The organism is Enterobacter sp. PL_is511 (genome assembly GCF_055816065.1).
On the sequence record NZ_JBVPGP010000024.1, the window covers coordinates 657,552 to 681,253 of the forward strand.

General features: G+C 54.2%; 20 protein-coding genes. 15 read left to right on the top strand and 5 right to left on the bottom strand.

Annotated elements, in window-relative coordinates; all coding sequences use genetic code 11:
- Positions 1–116: 116 nt before the first annotated feature.
- Positions 117–647 (top strand): anti-virulence regulator CigR family protein, encoded by a 531-nt coding sequence (locus AC0TN7_RS18530; RefSeq protein ID WP_048027194.1) that lies wholly within the window; start codon positions 117–119, stop codon positions 645–647.
- Between the two features lie 35 nt (positions 648–682).
- Here the strand turns inward: AC0TN7_RS18530 and pflA are convergent, their stop codons facing one another.
- The 4 genes from pflA to ycaO all read right to left on the bottom strand — a co-directional run bounded on the left by pflA (position 683) and on the right by ycaO (position 6,985).
- On the bottom strand, positions 683–1,423 hold the full coding sequence (pflA, locus tag AC0TN7_RS18535; protein WP_024907799.1) for a pyruvate formate lyase 1-activating protein: 741 nt from the start codon (positions 1,421–1,423) through the stop codon (positions 683–685).
- A 203-nt stretch (positions 1,424–1,626) separates the two neighbouring features.
- The gene (gene pflB, locus AC0TN7_RS18540; protein WP_024907798.1) at positions 1,627–3,909 is read right to left on the bottom strand and encodes a formate C-acetyltransferase; all 2,283 of its coding nucleotides are present in this window, start codon (positions 3,907–3,909) and stop codon (positions 1,627–1,629) included.
- A 51-nt stretch (positions 3,910–3,960) separates the two neighbouring features.
- A complete protein-coding gene (gene focA / locus AC0TN7_RS18545; RefSeq protein ID WP_008499974.1) occupies positions 3,961–4,818 on the bottom strand; it encodes a formate transporter FocA in 858 nt (285 codons plus the stop codon).
- A 406-nt stretch (positions 4,819–5,224) separates the two neighbouring features.
- Positions 5,225–6,985: a 30S ribosomal protein S12 methylthiotransferase accessory factor YcaO gene (ycaO, locus tag AC0TN7_RS18550; RefSeq protein WP_463726901.1), complete on the bottom strand. Its 1,761-nt coding sequence runs from the start codon at positions 6,983–6,985 to the stop codon at positions 5,225–5,227.
- A 127-nt stretch (positions 6,986–7,112) separates the two neighbouring features.
- Between ycaO and AC0TN7_RS18555 the strand changes: the two genes are divergently transcribed.
- From AC0TN7_RS18555 to AC0TN7_RS18615, 13 genes are all read left to right on the top strand, one after another.
- Positions 7,113–7,805: a DUF421 domain-containing protein gene (locus AC0TN7_RS18555; protein ID WP_023310994.1), complete on the top strand. Its 693-nt coding sequence runs from the start codon at positions 7,113–7,115 to the stop codon at positions 7,803–7,805.
- Between the two features lie 162 nt (positions 7,806–7,967).
- Positions 7,968–9,056: a 3-phosphoserine/phosphohydroxythreonine transaminase gene (serC, locus tag AC0TN7_RS18560; RefSeq protein ID WP_473702335.1), complete on the top strand. Its 1,089-nt coding sequence runs from the start codon at positions 7,968–7,970 to the stop codon at positions 9,054–9,056.
- A 69-nt stretch (positions 9,057–9,125) separates the two neighbouring features.
- Positions 9,126–10,409, top strand: a complete 1,284-nt coding sequence (gene aroA, locus AC0TN7_RS18565; RefSeq protein WP_024907795.1) for a 3-phosphoshikimate 1-carboxyvinyltransferase — start codon at positions 9,126–9,128, stop codon at positions 10,407–10,409.
- 185 nt (positions 10,410–10,594) lie between these two features.
- Positions 10,595–11,278 carry a (d)CMP kinase gene (gene cmk, locus AC0TN7_RS18570; protein WP_024907794.1) on the top strand — a complete coding sequence of 228 codons (684 nt, stop codon included), beginning with the start codon at positions 10,595–10,597 and terminating at the stop codon, positions 11,276–11,278.
- A gap of 111 nt (positions 11,279–11,389) precedes the next feature.
- Positions 11,390–13,063 (top strand): 30S ribosomal protein S1, encoded by a 1,674-nt coding sequence (rpsA, locus tag AC0TN7_RS18575; RefSeq protein WP_008499966.1) that lies wholly within the window; start codon positions 11,390–11,392, stop codon positions 13,061–13,063.
- Between the two features lie 170 nt (positions 13,064–13,233).
- Positions 13,234–13,521, top strand: a complete 288-nt coding sequence (gene ihfB, locus AC0TN7_RS18580) for an integration host factor subunit beta (RefSeq protein WP_008499965.1) — start codon at positions 13,234–13,236, stop codon at positions 13,519–13,521.
- Positions 13,522–13,735: 214 nt separating this feature from the next.
- Entirely contained in the window at positions 13,736–16,000 is a 2,265-nt protein-coding gene (locus AC0TN7_RS18585) for a ComEC family protein (RefSeq protein ID WP_090417531.1), read from the top strand.
- 36 nt (positions 16,001–16,036) lie between these two features.
- Positions 16,037–17,785, top strand: coding sequence for a lipid A ABC transporter ATP-binding protein/permease MsbA (gene msbA / locus AC0TN7_RS18590; RefSeq protein ID WP_024907792.1), 1,749 nt, complete (start codon positions 16,037–16,039; stop codon positions 17,783–17,785).
- Positions 17,782–18,759 (top strand): tetraacyldisaccharide 4'-kinase, encoded by a 978-nt coding sequence (gene lpxK / locus AC0TN7_RS18595; RefSeq protein ID WP_024907791.1) that lies wholly within the window; start codon positions 17,782–17,784, stop codon positions 18,757–18,759. The genes msbA and lpxK overlap by 4 nt, the downstream gene beginning before the upstream one ends.
- A gap of 44 nt (positions 18,760–18,803) precedes the next feature.
- Positions 18,804–20,033 (top strand): winged helix-turn-helix domain-containing protein, encoded by a 1,230-nt coding sequence (locus AC0TN7_RS18600; RefSeq protein WP_024907790.1) that lies wholly within the window; start codon positions 18,804–18,806, stop codon positions 20,031–20,033.
- Positions 20,034–20,078: 45 nt separating this feature from the next.
- On the top strand, positions 20,079–20,261 hold the full coding sequence (gene ycaR, locus AC0TN7_RS18605; protein WP_006174474.1) for a protein YcaR: 183 nt from the start codon (positions 20,079–20,081) through the stop codon (positions 20,259–20,261).
- Positions 20,258–21,004, top strand: coding sequence for a 3-deoxy-manno-octulosonate cytidylyltransferase (gene kdsB, locus AC0TN7_RS18610; protein WP_008499959.1), 747 nt, complete (start codon positions 20,258–20,260; stop codon positions 21,002–21,004). The genes ycaR and kdsB overlap by 4 nt, the downstream gene beginning before the upstream one ends.
- Before the next feature lie 142 nt (positions 21,005–21,146).
- Positions 21,147–22,040, top strand: coding sequence for a YcbJ family phosphotransferase (locus AC0TN7_RS18615; protein WP_023311002.1), 894 nt, complete (start codon positions 21,147–21,149; stop codon positions 22,038–22,040).
- On the opposite strand, the gene elyC is transcribed toward AC0TN7_RS18615, so the two are convergent.
- The gene (elyC, locus tag AC0TN7_RS18620; protein WP_024907789.1) at positions 22,017–22,796 is read right to left on the bottom strand and encodes an envelope biogenesis factor ElyC; all 780 of its coding nucleotides are present in this window, start codon (positions 22,794–22,796) and stop codon (positions 22,017–22,019) included. The genes AC0TN7_RS18615 and elyC overlap by 24 nt on opposite strands.
- Positions 22,797–22,920: 124 nt before the next feature.
- Between elyC and cmoM the strand changes: the two genes are divergently transcribed.
- Positions 22,921–23,700, top strand: coding sequence for a tRNA uridine 5-oxyacetic acid(34) methyltransferase CmoM (gene cmoM / locus AC0TN7_RS18625; RefSeq protein WP_290094680.1), 780 nt, complete (start codon positions 22,921–22,923; stop codon positions 23,698–23,700).
- The last annotated feature ends 2 nt before the right edge of the window (positions 23,701–23,702 follow it).

Genomic DNA, 23,702 nt, shown 5'->3' on the forward strand with positions numbered 1-23,702 from the left:
AAAGCCTGTCGATGACAGGCTTTTTTGTCCCCATCACAACTCAGAGTTTTACTTATTGTTTGTTTATTGCGCCGGACGATAATTCAGGTGAGTCCTACCACAATAAGGCAGCAATCATGTCTATTCGTCGTTTTTCCACTACCGCACTGGCCGTAGTGTTGTCTTTAACGTTTGCAACGGCTCCGGTCATGGCTAATCCTGGCAACGGGAATGGCAATGGTCACGGAAACGGAGGCGGACAGGGTAACAGCGGCAATCATGGTAACGGGAATTCTGGTAACGCCGGTAACCATGGTAATAAACAAAATAACGGTCAGGATAACCCTGGTAAATCGGATAAGAACTTCAAAAACAGCAAAGATGTCGGTAATGACGTTGATGCTCGCGTGAGCTTCGATCATGCCCGCCATCTGGCCGTGAATTACGGCTTAACGGGCTATAAGTCTCTGCCTCCGGGGATCGCAAAAAACCTGGCGCGCGGTAAACCACTGCCTCCGGGTATTGCGAAGAAGGCCGTGCCGGCCTCAATGCTGGACCAGCTTCCTTCCTATCCCGGTTATGAATGGCGCGTAGTGGGTGACGACCTGGTCTTAATTGCACTGAGTACAGCTATTGTGACGTCCGTTATTAACGGCGTCTTTAAATAGAATATAAAAAGGCCCGGTTCTCACCGGGCCTTTCTTTAATACATTACCTTGTGGCCGTACTGTTCAAGAATACCTTTGACGCGTTCCATCGTCTCTTTCTTCGGCGGCTTCACGCCATCGAGTTTGTACTCTTCACCCATTGCCACCCACTTATGTTTACCCAGCTCGTGATAGGGTAGAAGCTCGATTTTCTCGACGTTGCCCATATCGCGGGTAAATTCCCCGAGGCGGTGCGCGGAGTCGTCGTCATCTGACCAGCCAGGCACCACCACGTAGCGGATCCAGGTTTTAATGCCTTTATCGGCAATGTATTTGGCAAATTCCAGCGTGCGGTGGTTTGAAACACCAACGAGGTTCTGGTGGATCTCATCGTTCATCTGTTTGAGATCGAGCATCACCAGATCGGTCACTTCGAGCAGCTCGTCAATCACCGGATCGTAGCGACGTACAAAGCCGTTGGTATCGAGACAGGTATGAATGCCTTCTTTGCGGCAGGCGCGGAACCAGTCGCGGACAAATTCAGCCTGCAGAATGGCTTCACCGCCGGATGCGGTGACGCCGCCGCCGGAGGCGTTCATAAAGTGGCGATAGGTCACCACCTCTTTCATCAGATCGTCGACGGTGACTTCTTTACCGCCGTGCGTGTCCCAGGTGTCGCGGTTATGGCAGTACAGGCAGCGCATCAGGCAGCCCTGGAAAAAGGTGATAAAGCGGATACCCGGGCCATCGACGGTGCCACAGGATTCAAAGGAGTGAATACGACCAATAGTTGACATTGCGGTGATATCTCCATCATCGGCCCGTCCCGGGCCTGTGTATGCACAGCTCAAAGCCGGCTGTGTTAAGTCTGTTTTGGCTGTTATCCATTCAGTATAGATAGCGGACAAAAGAGACTGAGGTGGAGAGGGTGCTAAAAAGGCCCCACTGACGTGGAGCCTTTATTGTACGCTTGTTAACGCGTGATTTCAGTCAATTCCACTTACATGGACTGAGTGAAAGTACGGGTGATAACGTCCTGCTGCTGTTCTTTAGTCAGGGAGTTAAAACGTACTGCGTAGCCAGATACGCGGATGGTCAGCTGAGGATATTTCTCAGGGTGTTCCATCGCGTCGAGCAGCATTTCACGGTTCATAACGTTCACGTTCAGGTGCTGACCACCTTCGATGGACGCTTCGTGGTGGAAGTAACCATCCATCAGACCCGCGAGGTTAGTTTTACGCACTTCGTCGTCTTTACCCAGCGCGTTTGGCACGATAGAGAAGGTGTAAGAGATACCATCTTTCGCGTAAGCAAACGGCAGTTTAGCAACGGAGGTCAGAGAGGCAACCGCACCTTTCTGGTCACGACCGTGCATTGGGTTAGCACCTGGGCCGAATGGCGCGCCAGCACGACGACCGTCTGGGGTGTTACCGGTTTTCTTACCATACACAACGTTAGAGGTGATGGTCAGAACAGACTGAGTCGGGATAGCGTTACGGTAGGTAGTCAGTTTCTGAATTTTCTTCATGAAACGTTCTACTAGGTCAACCGCCATGTCATCAACACGAGAGTCGTTGTTACCAAACTGCGGATATTCACCTTCGATTTCGAAGTCAACAGCCAGGCCGTCTTCGTCACGAATTGGTTTAACTTTCGCATATTTGATTGCAGACAGGGAGTCAGCAGCAACGGACAGACCAGCGATACCACACGCCATGGTGCGGATAACGTCACGGTCGTGCAGCGCCATCAGAGAGGCTTCGTAGCTGTACTTGTCGTGCATGTAGTGGATAACGTTCAGCGCGGTGACGTACTGTTTAGCCAGCCAGTCCATGAAGTGATCCATGCGGTCCATAACTTCATCGAAGTTCAGAACGTCGCCTTTGATCGGCTCAGACTTAGGACCAACCTGCATTTTCAGTTTTTCATCAACGCCGCCGTTGATTGCGTACAGCATGGTTTTCGCCAGGTTTGCACGCGCACCGAAGAACTGCATTTGTTTACCAACAACCATTGGGCTTACGCAGCAAGCGATAGCGTAATCGTCGTTGTTGAAGTCCGGACGCATCAGGTCATCGTTCTCGTACTGCAGAGAAGAGGTATCGATAGACACTTTAGCGGCGAATTTCTTGAAGTTCAGAGGCAGTTTTTCAGACCACAGAACGGTGATGTTTGGCTCCGGAGAAGGACCCATGGTGTACAGGGTGTTCAGGAAGCGGAAGCTGTTTTTGGTTACCAGAGTACGGCCGTCAACGCCCATACCGCCGATGGATTCAGTTGCCCAGATTGGGTCACCGGAGAACAGCTCATCGTATTCTGGAGTACGCAGGAAGCGAACCATACGCAGTTTCATGACCAGGTGGTCAATCATTTCCTGAGCGTCTTGCTCGGTGATTTTGCCTGCTTTGATATCACGTTCGATGTACGCATCCAGGAAGGTGGATACGCGACCGAAGGACATTGCTGCACCGTTCTGAGACTTAACTGCGGCCAGGTAGCCGAAGTAGGTCCACTGGATAGCTTCCTGAGCGTTGGTAGCAGGACCAGAGATATCGCAGCCATATTTAGCCGCCATCTCTTTGATCTGACCCAGCGCGCGGTGCTGTTCAGCGATTTCTTCACGCAGACGGATAGTCGCTTCCAGGTTTACGCCGTTTTCCAGATCGGACTGCAGAGACACGAACTGAGCGTATTTGTCTTTCATCAGGAAGTCGATACCGTACAGCGCAACGCGACGGTAGTCACCGATGATACGGCCACGGCCATACGCATCTGGCAGACCAGTCAGAACGCCAGATTTACGGCAGTTCAGAATGTCTTTGGTGTAAACATCGAATACACCCTGGTTGTGGGTTTTGCGGTATTCGGTGAAGATTTTTTTCAGCATTGGGTCCAGCTCGCGGTTATACGCTTTGCAGGAACCTTCAACCATTTTGATGCCACCGAACGGGATGATTGCGCGTTTCAGTGGTGCTTCAGTCTGCAGACCAACGATTTTCTCAAGGGCTTTGTTGATATAGCCAGCATCGTGAGAAGTGATGGTGGAAGCAACGGAGGTGTCAAAATCAACTGGCGCGTGAGTGCGGTTTTCCAGTTTAACGCCTTCCATTACGCTGTCCCACAGCTTGGTGGTCGCGTCAGTTGCGCCAGCCAGGAAGGATTCGTCACCTTCATACGGGGTATAGTTTTTCTGAATGAAGTCACGTACGTTTACTTCATTCTGCCAGTCACCTTTCGCAAAACCTTCCCAGGCTGTGGCTAACTTTTCATTAAGCTCGGACATGTAACACCTACCTTCTTAAGTGGATTTTTTATTTACTGCCTGAGAAAACCATCAATGATGATCGTCGCCACGCAGGTAAATGACCCAGTATGTCAACCCAACTAACAGACCCCCACCGATAATGTTCCCGATAGTGACAGGGATCAGGTTATCAGTAATGAAATTCATAATAGTCAGGTGAGAGAAACTTTCCGGGGATGAACCAACTGCGGTCCAGAACTCCGGGCTCGCAAAGTCGCGGATAACAATGCCCATTGGGATCATGAACATATTCGCGATACTGTGCTCAAAGCCGCTGGCAACGAACATCGCAACCGGCAGAACCATAATTAAGGCTTTGTCCATCAGGCTACGACCCGAGTAGCTCATCCATACAGCCAGGCAGACCATCAGGTTAGCGAGGATGCCGAGAGCAACGGCTTCGATAAATGTGTGGTGCATTTTGTGGTCGGCGGTTTGCAGGACGTTAAGGCCCCAGCCACCGTTGGCGGTCATGTACTCGCCAGAAAGCCACATCAACAAAACAAAGAGCAGACAGCCAACCAGGTTACCCACGTAGACGTTAAGCCAGTTACGTGCCAGCTGACCCCAGGTAATTCTTCCGCTGGCCTTGGCCACGACAATCAGCACCGTTGAGGTGAAGAGGTCGGCGCCGCAGATGACGCAGAGAATCAGACCCAGAGAGAAGCAAATGCCGCCAATCAGTTTGGCCATGCCGAAAGGCATTCCGGCTGTACCGGTGGTGGCGGTGATGTAGAAGACGAAAGCGATAGAGATGAACACACCAGCCGTGATCGCCAGATAGAACGTCTTCATCGGGTGTTTCGTTGCTTTATAGACACCCGCTTCTTCGGCAACTTTAGCCATTGCAGCGGGGAGTAAAAGATCAAAAGGGTTGTCAGCTTTCACACTAACTCTCTCTTTATTAAGTCGGCGACGAGATACTAACAAAGCATTATAGAAGAGAAATTGATATAGATCATATCTCGCCTGGCTTATAGGCCCGCAGTGCGTATGGTTTTACGACAAATGCGGAGTAAGTATTTGATTATCCGTATAAAAATAAATTTTAAAAGTTATGAAAAGAGTTGAATTTTTTCGTTCAGCCACCTCTGAAGCAGTTAATTAATATGGAGTATTAACCATAAAAAGTAACAGTAAAGCCCAGATCAATATTATTATATTTACCCGTATTTAACTTTATTATTACAATCAACAATCATTGCCGAAGAAAATAAAAAACGGGGCAATGAAATTGCCCCGTAATATAGCCCAGACGATTGAATACGCCTACTGCTGGTAATGTTATGTGCGCTTATTTTGACCAGTAAGCGGCTTTTGCTTTCTGCAGCTTTTCGTAGGCCTGCAGAAGTGACTGATGCGCCGGGAAGGCTTTCAGATCGCTATCAACAGCCTGCAGGCCATAGAACGGCGCTTCGCCGCTCAGGGCCGCGCTGGCTGCTTCTACGGCTTCAGCGCCGTACATACGCACGAAAGCATTCAGGTATTGCAGCGGTTCGCGATCCTCTTCCTGTGCAAGCAGCAGCAGGGTTTGCAGGCAGCGGTAATAATTGGTGCGCTCGGCAGAGAAGACCGACTGGTTGAATTCCATGGTCCACTCGGTCCAGGCCAGAGCCTGATCCAAATCGCCACCCGCCAGGGCCAGCATTGCTTTCAGCTCACCGATACGCAGGGTATACCAGCCGTTGTCTTTACCGGTCGCCAGACCCAGCAGTTCGCGTACGCGGGTGAAGTCATCGTGGCCTTCTTCGTCCAGTTGAGCGATCAGGTTCAGATAATCTTCTTTCTCCCATTCGCTGCCCGGCAGTGCCAGCAGCGTTTCGCGCAGGTGCGCGCCCATGCTGTTATTCGCCAGCCACAGATCTTCAGCAGGGTAGATGTCGGACATGCCCGGAACAATAATGCGGCACGCGTAGACGCCAAGATGCTCGTAATCGGCAATGTACACTTCCTGATCTTCCGCGTTGAAGATCGCCATCAGCGTAGCGAACTCTTCTTCCGTGGTTCCGGCAAAGCTCCAGTCCACGAACGGATAGTCGGCGTCCTGCTTGAACATATCCCAGGAAATTAAGCCGCTGGAATCGATGAAGTGGGTTTCAAGGTTGGTATGCTCGGCCACTTCTTCATCGTCAAACGTGGGCGGGGTGAAGACGTCGAGATCTTTCAGGCTACGGCCCTGCAGCAGTTCGGTAACGGTACGCTCCAGCGCCACGCCGAAGTCCGGGTGCGCGCCGAAGGAGGCGAAGCAGGTGCCGTTGGTTGGGTTAAACAGCACGACGCAGATGACCGGGTACTTACCGCCCAGAGAGCCGTCATAGGCAAAGATTGGGAAACCTTCTGCTTCCAGTTTGGCGATGGATTCCACCACGCCCGGGTAGCGCGCCAGCACCTCTGCCGGAATTTCAGGCAGGCTGATGGATTCAGCGATGATGCGGTTTTTGATGTGGCGTTCAAAGACTTCAGACAGACCCTGAACGCGCGCTTCATTGCGGGTATTACCGGCGGACATACCGTTGGACACATACAGGTTGCCGACGATGTTCATCGGGATATAAACGGTCTGCTCGTCAGACTGACGGGTAAACGGCAGGGCGCAGATACCGCGATCCTCGTTACCGGACTGCAGATCGATCAGCATGCTGGCGGTTAGTTCGTTGTCCGGATCGTAGAAGGCACGCAGGCGAGCGTCGAGAATACCTTTCGGCAGTTCGTCATCTTCGGTCAGCGGGAACCATTTTTCATTTGGATAGTGAACGAACGGGCCGTTAGCGATGGTCTCGCCCAGCCAGAAATCAGCGAAGAAATAGTTGGTGGACAGACGCTCAAAATACTCACCCAGCGCAGAGGCCAGTGCCGCTTTTTTTGTCGCGCCTTTACCGTTGGTAAAGCACAGGGCACACTCTTTGTCGCGAATATGCACGGACCAGACATGAGGCACCGGATTGAGCCAGGAGGCTTCTTCGATGTTAAAACCCAGGTCGGTCAGTTTCTGCTGGAAGCGAGCGATGGAATCTTCCAGGGCGGCGTCTTTGCCGGGGATAAACGTTTGAGTCATGGCGGTCACTTTTATCGTACGTAAAGCGCGCAATGATACGGGTTTTGCGTGACGGGTGCTATCTTCGGCGAAAATAAATGGCTGGACTATGCTTAGTGGCAGTAACTGACTGTTAAGGCATAGAAAAATGAAAGCATTTGATCTCCAGCGGATGGCGTTTGATAAAGTTCCTCCTGAATTTCTGGGCGAAGTGGCGCTGCGCAGCCTGTATACCTTCGTACTTGTCTTCCTGTTTCTTAAAATCACCGGCCGTCGCGGCGTACGGCAGATGTCGCTCTTTGAGGTGTTGATTATTCTGACGCTGGGTTCAGCGGCGGGGGACGTCGCCTTCTATGATGATGTGCCGATGGTGCCGGTGTTTATCGTTTTTGTCTCACTGGCGCTACTTTATCGTCTTGTCATGTGGCTGATGTCGAAAAGCGAAAAGCTGGAAGATCTGCTTGAAGGGAAGCCGGTCGTTATCGTCGAGGACGGACAGCTGGCCTGGGAAAATGTACAAAGCGCCAATATGACCGAGTTTGAGTTCTTTATGGAGCTACGCCTGAACAGCGTGGAACAGCTCGGGCAGGTGCGTCTGGCGATCATGGAAACTAATGGGCAGATCAGCGTTTATTACTATTCTGACGACGAGGTGAAGCCGGGGCTGTGTATCCTGCCGGATATGCTCATTGAGCGTTTCAGAACGGTGCCTGAATCAGGCGAGTATGCTTGCGTAAGATGTAGCCATGTCGTCGCGATGCAGCCGGGGGATCGTCAATTATGCCCTCGCTGCGCAAATCCGGAATGGACGAAGGTTAGCCGGGCCAAACGCATCACCTGACAGCCATTTTGTCGGTTTTGTCTTAACGAGGCGGCAGATTGTTTTGTGTGACGCGGGGCACATTTCACGGGTCATAAGTTTTAGACATTGCGGCGCGTGTCACTGAATGATAAAACCGATATCCACAGTTATAACTTATGGCTTTTAGCGTGGTGAGGGGAAATGGCTCAAGTCTTTAATTTCAGTTCAGGTCCGGCAATGTTACCGGCAGACGTGCTTAAACAGGCTCAACAGGAACTTTGTGACTGGAACGGTCTCGGTACGTCGGTGATGGAAATCAGCCACCGGGGTAAAGAGTTTATTCAGGTGGCAGAAGAGGCAGAAAAGGATTTTCGCGATCTGCTGAATATTCCCTCGAACTACAAAGTATTGTTCTGTCACGGCGGTGGACGCGGCCAGTTTGCGGGTATTCCGCTGAATATCCTCGGTGACAAAACGACGGCTGACTACGTTGATGCGGGTTACTGGGCAGCAAGCGCCATTAAAGAAGCGCAAAAATACTGCACGCCGAATGTGATCGACGCCAAAGTGACCGTTGACGGTCTGCGCGCCGTGAAGCCAATGCGCGAGTGGCAGCTTTCTGATAATGCAGCGTATCTGCACTACTGCCCGAACGAAACCATTGATGGGATTGCCATCGACGAGACGCCAAACTTCGGCAGCGATGTCGTGGTTGCCGCTGACTTCTCCTCCACCATTCTGTCTGCGCCAATTGACGTCAGCCGTTATGGCGTGATCTACGCGGGCGCACAGAAAAATATCGGCCCTGCAGGCCTGACGATTGTTATCGTGCGTGAAGATCTGCTGGGTAAAGCACATACATCCTGCCCGTCGATTCTCGATTACACCGTGCTGAACGACAACGATTCTATGTTCAACACCCCACCGACGTTTGCCTGGTACCTCTCCGGCCTGGTCTTCAAATGGCTGAAGCAAAACGGCGGCGTGGCGCAGATGGACAAAGTAAATCAGCAGAAAGCTGAACTGCTTTATGGCGTGATCGACAAGAGTGATTTCTACCGCAACGATGTGGCGAACGCTAACCGTTCCCGCATGAACGTACCGTTCCAGCTGGCGGACAGCAACCTGGACAAAGTGTTCCTGGAAGAGTCCTTCGCGGCAGGCCTGCACGCGCTCAAAGGTCACCGTGTCGTGGGCGGCATGCGCGCCTCCATCTATAACGCGATGCCGCTGGAAGGCGTTAAAGCCCTGACGGATTTCATGATCGACTTCGAACGTCGTCACGGTTAATTTGCTGTTTTTCACCCCCGCAGCGCCCCTGCGGGGTTTTTATTATGTTGAGTTGAGAGTTTAGTTTTCATGGAATCCCTGACGTTACAACCTATCGCGCGGGTAGATGGCACCATCAATCTGCCTGGTTCAAAAAGTGTCTCGAACCGCGCTCTGCTGCTGGCAGCTCTGGCAAACGGCACCACCGTCCTCACAAACCTGCTGGACAGCGATGACGTGCGCCATATGCTCAATGCGCTGAAAGCGTTGGGTGTTCATTACACTCTCTCCGACGATCGTACCCGCTGCGAAGTGACCGGCAACGGCGGCGCGCTGCGCTCGGGTGAAGAGCTTGAGCTTTTTCTGGGCAACGCGGGTACCGCTATGCGCCCGCTGGCGGCGGCCCTGTGCCTGGGAAGCAACAATATTGTGCTGACCGGCGAGCCGCGCATGAAAGAGCGCCCGATTGGTCACCTGGTGGATGCCCTGCGTCAGGGCGGCGCGCAGATTGACTATCTGGAGCAGGAAAACTATCCGCCACTGCGTCTGCGCGGCGGTTTTACCGGCGGTCACGTCGAGGTTGACGGCAGCGTCTCCAGCCAGTTCCTGACGGCACTGCTGATGACCGCGCCGCTGGCCCCGCAGGATACAGTTATCACGATTAAAGGCGAGCTGGTCTCCAAACCGTACATTGATATCACGCTGCACCTGATGAAAACTTTCGGCGTTGAGGTGGAAAACCAGTCTTATCAGCGCTTCGTGGTGCGCGGGGCACAGCAGTACCAGTCTCCGGGCAACTACCTGGTTGAAGGGGATGCGTCATCCGCGTCCTACTTCCTGGCCGCGGGTGCGATTAAGGGCGGAACGGTAAAAGTGACCGGTATTGGCCGTAACAGCGTGCAGGGCGACATCCGTTTTGCGGACGTGCTGGAAAAAATGGGCGCCATTGTCACCTGGGGCGATGACTTTATCTCCTGTACCCACGGTGAGCTGAACGCCATCGACATGGACATGAACCATATCCCGGATGCGGCGATGACCATTGCCACGGCGGCGCTGTTCGCCAAAGGCACGACCACGCTGCGTAACATCTACAACTGGCGCGTAAAAGAGACGGACCGCCTGTTCGCGATGGCGACAGAGCTGCGAAAAGTCGGTGCCGAGGTGGAAGAGGGCGAAGACTACATTCGCGTCACGCCTCCTGCAAAACTGCAGTTTGCGGAAATCGGAACCTACAACGATCACCGTATGGCGATGTGCTTCTCGCTGGTGGCGCTGTCAGATACGCCTGTCACGATCCTTGACCCGAAATGTACCGCGAAAACCTTCCCGGACTACTTTGAACAGCTGGCACGCATTAGCACGCTGGCCTGATAACGCCTTGCCGCATCACTCGATGCGGCATTTGCTTACGCTTCATTACGAACACCTCCGCTCATTTCTTCTACACTCTGCTTCAATCATTCCGTAATTTGCACGCAAAGGTAACAGTTGCGCACGTTGGCGCGTATAATGCGCGGCGTTCATGTAAACGGTATGCCTTATTTAAGGAGAAAAAGATGACGGCAATTGCCCCGGTAATCACCATTGATGGGCCGAGTGGCGCAGGGAAAGGGACTCTGTGCAAAGCGATGGCGGAAGCATTGCAATGGCATCTTTTAGATTCGGGAGCAATCTATCGCGTGCTGGCGCTGGCCGCGCTGCATCATCACGTGGATGTCGCGTCTGAAGAGGCGCTGGTTCCGCTGGCTGCGCATCTGGATGTGCGCTTCGTGTCAACCGATGGCAACCTGGAAGTCATCCTTGAAGGGGAAGACGTGAGCGGGGAAATCCGTACTCAGGAAGTGGCGAATGCGGCCTCGCAGGTCGCGGCCTTCCCGCGCGTTCGCGAGGCGCTGTTGCGTCGTCAGCGCGCGTTTCGTGAAGCCCCGGGTCTGATCGCGGACGGACGTGATATGGGAACCGTGGTCTTCCCTGATGCACCTGTGAAAATTTTCCTTGACGCCTCTTCGGAAGAACGTGCGCAACGCCGCATGCTTCAGTTGCAGGAAAAGGGGTTTAGTGTTAACTTTGATCGCCTTTTATCCGAGATAAAAGAGCGCGATGACCGCGATCGTAACCGCGCCGTCGCCCCACTTGTTCCAGCAGAAGATGCATTAGTTCTGGATTCAACCAGTTTAACTATTGAGCAAGTGATTGAAAAAGCGCTACAATATGCGCGCCAAAAACTGGCACTCGCGTAATCGCGACCGATTTAGCAGTACCCCCGCTGCAATGGATTGACGGCGGGTATGTGAAACAACCCCATCCGGCACGGAGCCAGGTGGACGTTAATATTAACCTGAAGATTAAACATGACTGAATCTTTTGCTCAACTGTTTGAAGAATCCTTAAAAGAAATCGAAACCCGCCCGGGTTCCATCGTTCGCGGTGTTGTTGTTGCTATCGACAAAGACGTAGTACTGGTTGACGCCGGTCTGAAATCTGAGTCCGCCATTCCGGCAGAGCAGTTCAAAAACGCCCAGGGCGAGCTGGAAATCCAGGTTGGCGACGAAGTTGACGTTGCTCTGGACGCAGTAGAAGACGGCTTCGGTGAAACCCTGCTTTCTCGTGAGAAAGCGAAACGTCACGAAGCATGGATCACGCTGGAAAAAGCTTACGAAGAAGCTGAAACTGTGGTCGGTGTTATCAACGGCAAAGTTAAAGGTGGCTTCACTGTTGAGCTGAATGGTATTCGTGCGTTCCTGCCAGGTTCTCTGGTAGACGTTCGTCCAGTTCGTGACACTCTGCACCTGGAAGGCAAAGAGCTTGAGTTCAAAGTAATCAAGCTGGACCAGAAGCGTAACAACGTTGTTGTTTCCCGTCGTGCCGTTATCGAATCCGAAAACAGCGCAGAACGCGATCAGCTGCTGGAAAACCTGCAGGAAGGCATGGAAGTCAAAGGTATCGTTAAGAACCTCACTGACTACGGCGCATTCGTTGACCTGGGCGGCGTTGATGGCCTGCTGCACATCACCGACATGGCGTGGAAACGCGTTAAGCACCCAAGCGAAATCGTGAACGTGGGCGACGAAATCACTGTTAAAGTGCTGAAGTTCGACCGCGAGCGTACTCGTGTATCCCTCGGCCTGAAACAGCTGGGCGAAGATCCATGGGTAGCTATCGCTAAGCGTTACCCAGAAGGTACTAAACTGACTGGTCGCGTAACCAACCTGACTGACTACGGCTGCTTCGTTGAAATCGAAGAAGGCGTTGAAGGTCTGGTGCACGTTTCCGAAATGGACTGGACCAACAAAAACATCCACCCATCCAAAGTTGTTAACGTTGGTGATGTAGTGGAAGTGATGGTTCTGGATATCGACGAAGAACGTCGTCGTATCTCCCTGGGCCTGAAACAGTGCAAAAACAACCCATGGCAGCAGTTCGCGGAAACCCACAACAAGGGCGACCGTGTTGAAGGTAAAATCAAGTCTATCACTGACTTCGGTATCTTCATCGGCCTGGACGGCGGCATCGATGGCCTGGTTCACCTGTCTGACATCTCCTGGAACGTTGCAGGCGAAGAAGCAGTTCGTGAATACAAAAAAGGCGACGAAATCGCTGCAGTTGTTCTGCAGGTTGACGCAGAGCGTGAGCGTATCTCCCTGGGCGTTAAACAGCTCGCAGAAGATCCGTTCAACAACTGGGTTGCACTGAACAAGAAAGGCGCAATCGTAAACGGTAAAGTGACTGCAGTTGACGCTAAAGGCGCAACCGTAGAACTGGCTGACGGCGTTGAAGGTTACCTGCGCGCTTCTGAAGCTTCACGTGACCGCGTTGAAGATGCCACTCTGGTTCTGAACGTAGGCGACGACGTTGAAGCTAAGTTCACCGGTGTTGACCGTAAGAACCGTGCAATCAGCCTGTCTGTTCGTGCTAAAGACGAAGCTGATGAGAAAGATGCAATCGCAACTGTTAACAAACAGGAAGATGCAAACTTCTCTAACAACGCAATGGCTGAAGCTTTCAAAGCAGCTAAAGGCGAGTAATATCAGGTTCTCAGCATCAGTTGCGCTGTAACGCATTTACAGCGCGAAGGATGAGGAGCAAACTTGACAGATTGCAGGATTCGTCCTGTAATCAATAACAAAGGGCGGCTACGGCCGCCCTTGTTTAATGAGCTGTTCAGCTAATTGGTTTGAAAGGAACCGGAGGAATCATGACCAAGTCAGAATTGATTGAAAGACTTGCCAGTCAGCAACCGCATATCCCTGCCAAGGCAGTGGAAGATGCCGTAAAAGAGATGCTGGAGCATATGGCCTCCACTCTTGCCCAGGGCGAGCGCATTGAAATCCGCGGTTTCGGTAGTTTTTCTCTGCACTATCGTGCTCCACGTACCGGGCGTAACCCGAAAACTGGCGATAAAGTCGAGCTGGAAGGTAAGTACGTTCCACACTTTAAGCCGGGTAAAGAACTGCGCGATCGCGCCAATATTTACGGCAACTGAGTTTAGCCAGCCGGTTAAACTGGGTTCGAAAGAAAGCACCTGCGGGTGCTTTTTTTGTCTCTGTCGCTTTCATTCTGAAGGTGCCCCGCATTTTTCGTTTCGTTTTCTGCAACCCGTTAAATACCTTGCTGCGCTTGCTGTAAATCGCATCCTTCACACCTGACGACACGCTCAACCTGCTTGCATACTGCCACCCTGAAACAGGGAGGTAGCAATGGGAATTCCCGCGCTTAGCGTCTGCGCCATTCTGGCGATAGTTCCGTTACTCTGGTTACCTGAACTGCCATCACCTTACACCGTGTGGGTCATGGTGGCTGGCGGGATAGTGATTGCTGCATGGCAAAACCATCGAGTGAAGTATGCTGGTATTACGCTGTTATTTTGTGCGTGGGGCATTCTGGCCGCACAGGAGAGCGTCTGGCCGATGCAGCATTTAACAACGGGGGCCGTGCAGGCCGAGGTAGAGCTCACCGCGACCGACGGCGCCACTCTGCATCAGGGAAACATTCGCAGCGTCGATGGCAAGCGCTGGTGGGCCTCCACCGGCGTAACGCTGTATGGCAATTATCTGCCCCAGAAATCGTGCGCCGGTCAGCGCTGGACCATGACGCTCAGGCTCAGGCCTGCCCATGGCGAACTGAACGACGGCGGATATGATTCTCAGCGCAGCGCTTTTGCCCAACATCAAACCCTAAGCGGGCGCTTCACCCGTGCTGAACTCGTCGATGGGCGCTGCAGCCTGCGAGCGCAATACCTGATGTCACTGCAAAACCGACTTTCGGCTTACCGCTGGGGGGCGGTTATCCTCGGACTGGGAATGGGGGAACGTCTGGATGTGCCCCGGGAAATAAAAGACCTGATGCGTGAAACCGGCACGCTGCATTTGATGGCGATTTCGGGTCTGCATATCGCGCTGGCAGCATCCCTCGTCTGGTTACTCGCACGTGGGCTCCAGTTTTTATTACCCAGCCACCGGGTCCACTGGCAGATGCCTCTCCTGGCCGGGTTGTGCTTTGCCGCTTTCTACGCCTGGCTTACCGGTCTGCAACCTCCTGCGCTACGAACGGTCATCGCGCTTGCTGTGCTTGCCATATTGCGGATCGCGGCCCGTCAATGGTCTCCCTGGCAGGTATGGGTGTGCTGTATCGCGGCGATCCTCATAAGCGATCCCCTAGCCGTACTTTCGCAGAGTCTGGCCCTGTCCGCATTTGCCGTCGCCGCGCTCATTTTCTGGTTTCAGTGGCTTCCTCTTCCTGACTGGCAACGAGCTCGACCTATAAGGCCACTACTGAATCTGCTCCATCTGCAGGTCGGCATGCTGATGCTGCTCATGCCGTTACAGGTCCTGATTTTCCATGGCTTCAGTATCTCCTCCCTGGTCGCGAATCTCTTCGCCGTTCCCCTGGTGACGTTTGTCTCCGTGCCGCTGATCCTGCTCGGTATGCTGCTTCATCTGCTGCCGCTGGCGGCACTGGAAAGCGTCGTCTGGTTCGCAGCAGATAAGTCACTAGCGGGGTTGTTCTGGCTCCTCATGCGCCTGCCTGACGGCTGGCAGAATGTCGACCAACGCTGGCAATACATGACATTACTGCCGTGGTTGAGCATCATTGCCTGGCGTTTTCGCGCATGGAAAACCCTTCCTGCCGTTTGTCTTGCAGGAAGCGTCTTACTGGCATTTCCTCTCTGGCGAACGGCAAAAAGCGAGAGCTGGACGCTGCATATGCTGGACGTGGGGCAGGGGCTGGCCATGGTCATTGAACGACAGGGAAAAGCCATTCTTTATGATACCGGACTCGCCTGGCCGGGCGGGGATAGCGCGCAGCGGTTAATTATTCCCTGGCTGCGCTGGCATCACCTGCGGCCTGAAGGCGTAATTCTCAGTCATGAACACCTCGACCATGCGGGAGGCCTCGCATCGTTGCAAAAAACGTGGCCTGACGTGTGGGTAAGAAGCCCCTTGCGCCAGGCGGGACATCGCCCCTGTTTTCGCGGGCAGAGATGGCAATGGCAGGGACTTACCTTCAGCGTCCACTGGCCCCCTGAAAATTACCCGGCTCAGGGAAACAACCGTTCCTGCGTGGTAAAGGTGGGCGACGGCAAGCAGAGCGTGCTGCTAACAGGGGATATTGAAGCACAAGCGGAACAGGCTATGCTTAGCCATTACTGGCGTTATCTGACGTCCACGCTAATCCAGGTGCCTCATCATGGCAGCAACACTTCGTCTTCATTGCCGCTGGTCCAGCGGGTAGAAGGTCAGATCGCCCTGGATTCAGCAGCCCGCTATAACGCATGGCGATTCCCGTCGACAAAAGTTGTCCGACGTTATCGAAAAGAGGGGTATATCTGGCATGATACTCCTCATTCTGGACAAATATCGGTGACATTCTCGCAACATCACTGGCAAATCCGGCGCTTGCGAGAACAATATTTACCCGTTTGGTATCATCAGTGGTTTGGCGCGCCCGTCGATAACGGGTAGAATATGCGGCTATTTCAACGAATGCTGGTTTTTTGAATGCATAACGACAAAGATCTCTCCACGTGGCAAACCTTCCGCCGACTCTGGCCGATGATTGCGCCCTTTAAAACAGGCCTGATCGTGGCGGGAGTAGCGTTAATCCTCAACGCAGCCAGCGATACTTTTATGCTATCGCTTCTCAAACCGTTACTGGACGACGGTTTTGGTAAAACGGATCGCTCAGTGTTGCTATGGATGCCTCTGGTGGTTATCGGACTGATGATCTTGCGCGGCATCACCAGCTATATCTCCAGCTACTGTATTTCCTGGGTATCCGGGAAAGTGGTGATGACCATGCGCCGTCGCCTGTTCAGTCACATGATGGGGATGCCGGTCTCATTCTTTGATAAGCAGTCTACCGGGACGCTGCTGTCCCGTATTACCTACGACTCAGAGCAGGTTGCCTCCTCGTCATCAAGCGCACTGATCACCGTCGTGCGTGAGGGCGCGTCGATCATTGGCCTGTTCGCAATGATGTTCTATTACAGCTGGCAGCTGTCAATCATCCTTATCGTGCTGGCGCCGGTGGTTTCTATTGCCATCCGTGTCGTTTCAAAGCGCTTCCGCAATATCAGTAAGAATATGCAGAATACGATGGGACAGGTAACGACCAGCGCGGAACAGATGCTGAAAGGACACAAAGAAGTCCTGATTTTTGGCGGTCAGGAAGTCGAAACCCACCGCTTTGACAAAGTCAGCAATAAAATGCGTCTGCAGGGGATGAAAATGGTCTCGGCCTCTTCCATCTCAGATCCGATTATTCAGCTGATTGCCTCCCTGGCACTGGCATTCGTCCTGTATGCAGCAAGCTTCCCGAGCGTCATGGAGACGCTGACGGCGGGTACCATCACAGTGGTCTTCTCCTCTATGATTGCCCTGATGCGTCCGCTGAAATCACTGACGAACGTCAACGCCCAGTTCCAGCGCGGGATGGCCGCCTGCCAGACGTTGTTCAGCATTCTGGATTCCGAGCAGGAAAAAGACGAAGGTACACGCGAAATTGAGCGCGCCCGTGGCGATGTCGAATTCCGCAACGTTACCTTCGCCTACCCTGGTCGTGAAACGCCGGCGCTGCGTAATATCAATCTGTCCATTCCGGCGGGTAAAACTGTGGCGCTGGTGGGGCGTTCCGGCTCGGGTAAATCGACCATTGCCAGCCTGATCACCCGTTTCTACGATATTAACGAAGGTGAGATCCTGTTAGACGGTCATGACCTGCGGGAATATACCCTGCAGTCGCTGCGTAATCAGGTGGCGCTGGTTTCCCAGAACGTGCACCTGTTCAACGATACCGTGGCTAACAACATTGCCTATGCGCGCACGGATGAGTACAGCCGCGAGCAGATTGAGAACGCCGCGCGGATGGCCTACGCAATGGACTTTATCAACAAGATGGATAACGGTCTGGATACGATAATCGGTGAGAATGGGGTACTGCTCTCCGGTGGTCAGCGTCAGCGTATCGCCATTGCGCGTGCGCTGCTGCGTGACAGCCCGATTCTGATTCTGGACGAAGCGACTTCGGCGCTGGATACGGAATCTGAACGCGCTATTCAGTCGGCACTGGATGAACTGCAAAAGAACCGTACCTCGCTGGTGATTGCGCACCGCCTGTCGACTATCGAGCAGGCTGACGAAATCGTCGTGGTTGAGGACGGCATCATTGTTGAACGCGGAAGCCATGCTGATTTGCTGGAACACCGCGGCGTTTACGCCCAGCTTCATAAGATGCAGTTTGGCGAATGATTGCACGCATCTGGTCCGGTGAATCCCCGCTGTGGCTGCTGCTTTTGCCGCTCTCCTGGCTATACGGCCTGGTGAGCGGCACAATCCGTCTGCTTTACCGTCTGGGGCTGAAGCGTGCCTGGCGCGCGCCGGTTCCGGTTGTGGTTGTCGGTAATCTTACGGCGGGTGGCAACGGTAAAACGCCGGTGGTGATCTGGCTGGTGGAGCAATTGCAAAAACGCGGCATCCGCCCGGGGGTGGTATCGCGCGGATATGGTGGTAAAGCGGCGCGTTATCCGCTGCTGCTGACGGCGGAAACCACGACCGCCGAAGCGGGTGATGAACCGGTATTGATTTTCCAGCGTACCGGCGCACCGGTTGCGGTCTCCCCGGTGCGCAGCGACGCCGTTCAGGCACTGCTTGCCGAACACGCGGTGCAAATCATTATCACTGACGATGGCCTGCAGCATTACGCCCTGGCGCGTGATAAAGAGATTGTGGTCATCGACGGCGTTCGCCGTTTTGGTAACGGCTGGTGGTTACCTGCAGGGCCCATGCGCGAACGCGCTTCGCGTCTTAAGTCCGTTGATGCGGTGATCGTGAACGGGGGGGAGGCGAAAACGGGTGAAATCCCGATGTACCTTCAGCCGGGTCTGGCGATCAACCTGGTGACGGGGGAACGTCGGTCGGTTGCGGAGCTGCCTTCACTGGTGGCGATGGCGGGGATTGGCCATCCGCCACGCTTCTTCGCGACGCTGGAACAGTGTGGTGCCCGGCTGGAAAAACGCGTTCCGCTGGCCGACCATCAGGCGCTGGTGGAAGGGCAGGTAGACGCCCTGACCGTACCCGGACAGGCGCTGATCATGACCGAAAAAGATGCGGTGAAATGCCGTACCTTTGCGAAAGATAACTGGTGGTATCTGCCGGTTGACGCTGAACTCAGCGGCGAGCAGCCGGAACAATTGCTCAAGGAACTGATTGCGTTGGTGCAGTAAAGGCTTACGCGGTTCTGGTGGCGCTTTGACTGACAGGAAAACGCATGTCTTTACCGCAACTCTCGCTTTCAGCTGCACGTCATTTACACCTTGCCGCGCAGGGGCTGCTCAAAAAGCCCCGCCGCCGCGCGCAGCCTGCCGATATTCTCTCGACCGTTCAGCGCATGTCGCTACTTCAAATCGACACCATTAACATTGTGGCCCGCAGCCCTTACCTTGTCCTGTTTAGCCGCCTGGGGAGTTATCCTTCTCAGTGGCTGGATGAGGCGCTCAGCAAGGGGGAATTAATGGAGTACTGGGCGCACGAAGCCTGCTTTCTGCCCCGCAGCGATTTTGCCCTGGTTCGCCACCGTATGCTTGCCCCTGAAAAGATGGGCTGGAAATACCGACAGGCGTGGATGCTGGAACATGCGGCCGAAATTGAGCAGCTTATCGCGCATATTCAGGAAAACGGTCCCGTACGCTCCGCCGATTTTGAACACCCGCGCAAGGGTACAAGCGGCTGGTGGGAGTGGAAGCCGCACAAACGTCATCTCGAAGGGCTGTTTACCTCTGGCAAAGTCATGGTGATTGAACGGCGTAATTTTCAGCGCGTCTACGACCTGACGCATCGCGTGATGCCGCACTGGGACGACGAGCGCGACCTGCTTACCCAGGAGGCGGCCGAGGCCGTTATGCTGGAGAACAGCGCCCGTAGCCTGGGGATTTTTCGCGCGCAGTGGCTGGCAGATTATTATCGCCTGCGTCAGCCCGCGCTAAAACCGCTGCTGGACATGTGGCAACGCGAACAGCGCGTCATTCCCGTTACCGTGGAAACGCTGGGCGAAATGTGGCTGCATGCGGATCTCCTCCCGTTATTGCCTCAGGCTCTGGAGGGGAAACTTCAGGCAACCCACAGCGCGGTATTGTCGCCTTTCGACCCGGTTGTCTGGGACAGAAAACGCGCCGAGCAGCTCTTTGATTTCAGCTACCGGCTGGAATGTTATACCCCGGCCCCAAAGCGCCAGTATGGTTACTTTGTTTTACCGCTGCTGCATAAGGGACAGCTGGTCGGGCGCATGGACGCCAAAATGCACCGCAAGACCGGCACGCTTGAAATCATTGCGCTTTATCTGCAAGAGGGCGTCAGGGTGACGGCGAGCCTGGAAAAAGGGTTAACGTCCGCCATTAGCGAATTCGCGCGCTGGCAGGGTGCCGACGACGTGACGCTGGGCCGGGTACCCGACGGACTGTTTACATCCTGTCGAAGTGGCTGGGAAACAGGCACGCCCTGAAAAGGGAATGTGTTAAGCTTTAGCGATTACCCATACGGAGGAACTATGGATCACCGTTTACTTGAAATTATTGCCTGCCCGGTATGCAACGGCAAACTCTACTACAGCCAGGACAAACAAGAGCTCATTTGCAAGCTGGACAGTCTGGCTTTCCCGCTGCGTGACGGTATTCCGGTATTGCTGGAAAATGAAGCCCGTTCCCTGGTGGCAGAAGAGAGCAAGCCATGAGTTTTGTCGTCATTATTCCTGCGCGTTATGCCTCAACGCGTCTGCCGGGTAAACCGCTGGTGGATATTAACGGCAAGCCGATGATTGTGCATGTCCTCGAGCGCGCGCGTGAATCGGGTGCTGACCGCGTGATTGTTGCCACCGACCATCCGGATGTCGCTCGTGCGGTTGAGGCCGCAGGCGGAGAGGTGTGCATGACTCGCGCCGATCACCAGTCCGGCACCGAACGTCTGGCGGAAGTGGTTGAGAAATGCGGTTTCAGTGATGATACGGTCATCGTAAACGTGCAGGGTGACGAGCCGATGATCCCCGCGGTCATTATCCGTCAGGTGGCCGAAAACCTGGCGCAGCGTCAGGTCGGAATGGCGACGCTGGCGGTACCCATTCATCATGCAGAAGAAGCGTTCAACCCGAATGCGGTGAAGGTCGTCATGGATGCGGAAGGCTATGCGCTCTATTTCTCCCGCGCCACGATCCCGTGGGATCGCGATCGCTTTGCGCTCTCTAAAGAGACCATCGGTGATACCTTCCTGCGTCATATTGGGATCTACGGCTATCGCGCGGGCTTTATTCGCCGCTATGTGGCCTGGGCGCCGAGCCCGCTGGAGCATATCGAAATGCTGGAGCAGCTTCGCGTGCTCTGGTACGGCGAGAAAATTCACGTTGCCGTTGCTGAGGAAGTCCCCGGCACGGGCGTAGACACCCCTGAAGATCTTGAGCGCGTTCGCGCCGAATTGCGTTAATCTTACCGGCATCTCTCCGCAGGGAGGGATGCACTCTCCGCTTTATTTTTCACTTTCTTTTTCCTGATTGATCTCTTCCGGGTGACATCTTCATTAAGGACGCTCATTATAAAAGCAGTAGTCTTAATGGGGGTAATCTCATATGGAACAGCTGCGTGCCGAACTTAGCCATCTGCTGGGTGAGAAATTAAGCCGTGTCGAATGCGTGAGTGAAAAGGCCGATACCGCGCTTTGGTCGTTGTATGACAGTCAGGGCAACCCAATGCCGCTGATGGCCAGAAGTTTCACCTCACCGGGTGTGGCCAGGCAGCTTGCCTGGAAAATGTCGATGCTGGCGCGGGAGGGAACCGTCCGTATGCCGACGGTGTACGGCGTGATGACCCATGAGGAACATCCCGGCCCGGATGTACTGCTGATTGAGCGCTTGCGCGGCGTGCCCGTTGAAGCGCCCGCGCGCACGCCGGAGCGCTGGGAGCAGTTAAAAGACCAGATTGTCGAGGCGCTGCTGGCCTGGCACCGTCAGGATAGCCGCGGACTTGTCGGTCCGGTCGACAGCACTCAGGAAAATCTGTGGCCGCTGTGGTATCGCCAGCGGGTTGAGGTTCTGTGGGGGACGCTTAACCAGTTCAACAATACCGGTTTGACCATGCAGGATAAGCGAATTCTGTTTCGTACCCGCGAGTGCTTACCGGCGCTGTTCGACGGTTTTAATGACAACTGCGTGCTGATCCACGGTAATTTCACCCTGCGCAGCATGCTCAAAGACTCCCGCAGCGATCAGCTTCTGGCGATGCTGGGGCCGGGGATCATGCTCTGGGCTCCGCGCGAATACGAGCTGTTCAGGCTCAGCGACAGCGGGGCGGCGGAAGGTTTACTGTGGCATTACCTTCAACGCGCGCCCGTTGCAGAAGCGTTTCTCTGGCGGCGCTGGCTTTATCTGCTCTGGGACGAAGTTGCGCAGCTGGTCAATACCGGACGTTTTAATCGCGCAAACTTCGATCTGGCAACAAAATCACTCCTGCCCTGGCTCGCCTGACGATCCTTTCAGCCACTGCCAGAGGCGTCCGAGCGTCTCATAACCGACGCGATCGCTATGCATCAGCCACGCCGGGGACGGTATCGCCCGTTCCCACGGGTTGAGCGGCGCGTCGATAGCCATCTGGTTTGCCGGTGCGGGAAGCGGGTGCAGGCCTTGCTTCTCAAAGAAAATCATCGCGCGTGGCAGGTGCGAGGCGGAGGTCACCAGCAAGAACGGGACATCGCCAATCGCCTGCTTCACTGCGGCAGCCTCTTCTTCGGTATCTTTTGGGCTGTCCAGGGTGATGATGGAGGAACGCGGTACGCCGAGCGATTCCGCGACTCTGGCACCCGCTTCAGCCGTACTCACCGGGTTCGTTTTGGCCGCCGCGCCGGTGAAGATCATTTTTGATCCCGGATTCGCCAGCCAGAGGCGAATGCCTTCGTTTAGCCGTGGCAGGCTGTTGTTGATCAGGTTTGAACTGGGGGCCCAGTCAGGATCCCAGGTATATCCGCCTCCCAGTACCACGATGTACGCCACTTTCTGATTTCCCTGCCATGTCGGGTACTTGTTTTCGATGGGGCGTAACAAACCATCCGCGACCGGTTGCAGGCTCAACAGCAGCAGGATAAACCAGCCGAGCGTGATAAGCGTTTTGCCACTCTTCTGAAAGCGACTGAACCACACCAGCGCCAGCCCCAGCGCGATGATGATGAGCAGCAGCGGAAGGGGAAGCATCATCCCTCCAATGTATTTCTTAAGGGTAAAAAGCATCCTTTTTGGTTCCTTTTTTGACCATATAGCAGGTGAATACCGGTGATATTACACCAGAGAGGTTCATTCTCCGCGCGGGTGTGACAAAATAGCGGTTTTGCAGTTAGCGAGTGGAACTCTCCCAATGCGGGATCGCAATTTTGATGACATCGCGGAAAAGTTTTCGCGCAACATTTATGGCACCACGAAAGGGCAGCTCCGTCAGACGATCCTCTGGCAGGATCTGGACACCATTCTGGCCACCTATGGTGGTCAAACGTTGCGCGTGCTGGACGCCGGTGGCGGTGAAGGGCAGACGGCGATAAAAATGGCCGAGCGCGGTCATCACGTCACGCTTTGCGATCTTTCTGCTGAAATGGTCGCCCGCGCGACGCGTGCGGCAGAAGAGAAAGGTGTGAGCGACAACATGCATTTTATACAATGCGCCGCTCAGGACATCGCGCAGCATTTGGAAACCCAGGTTGATCTGATATTGTTTCATGCGGTGCTGGAGTGGGTTGCCGATCCGCAAAGCGTGTTACAAACCCTGTGGTCGATGTTGCGCCCGGGCGGCACGCTGTCGCTGATGTTCTACAATGCTAACGGCTTCCTGATGCACAACATGGTTGCGGGAAACTTCGACTATGTTCAGGTCGGGATGCCCAAAAAGAAAAAGCGCACGCTTTCCCCGGACTATCCGCGCGATCCACAGCAGGTTTATGGCTGGCTGGAAGCGATTGGCTGGCAGATTGTCGGGAAGACGGGCGTCAGGGTGTTTCATGATTATCTCCGTGAAAAACACAAACAGCGTGACTGTTTTGACACCTTAACAGAATTGGAAACGCGGTATTGCCGTCAGGAGCCTTTTGTCAGCCTTGGCCGCTATATTCACGTCACCGCGCACAAGCCGCAGATGCAAGGATAACC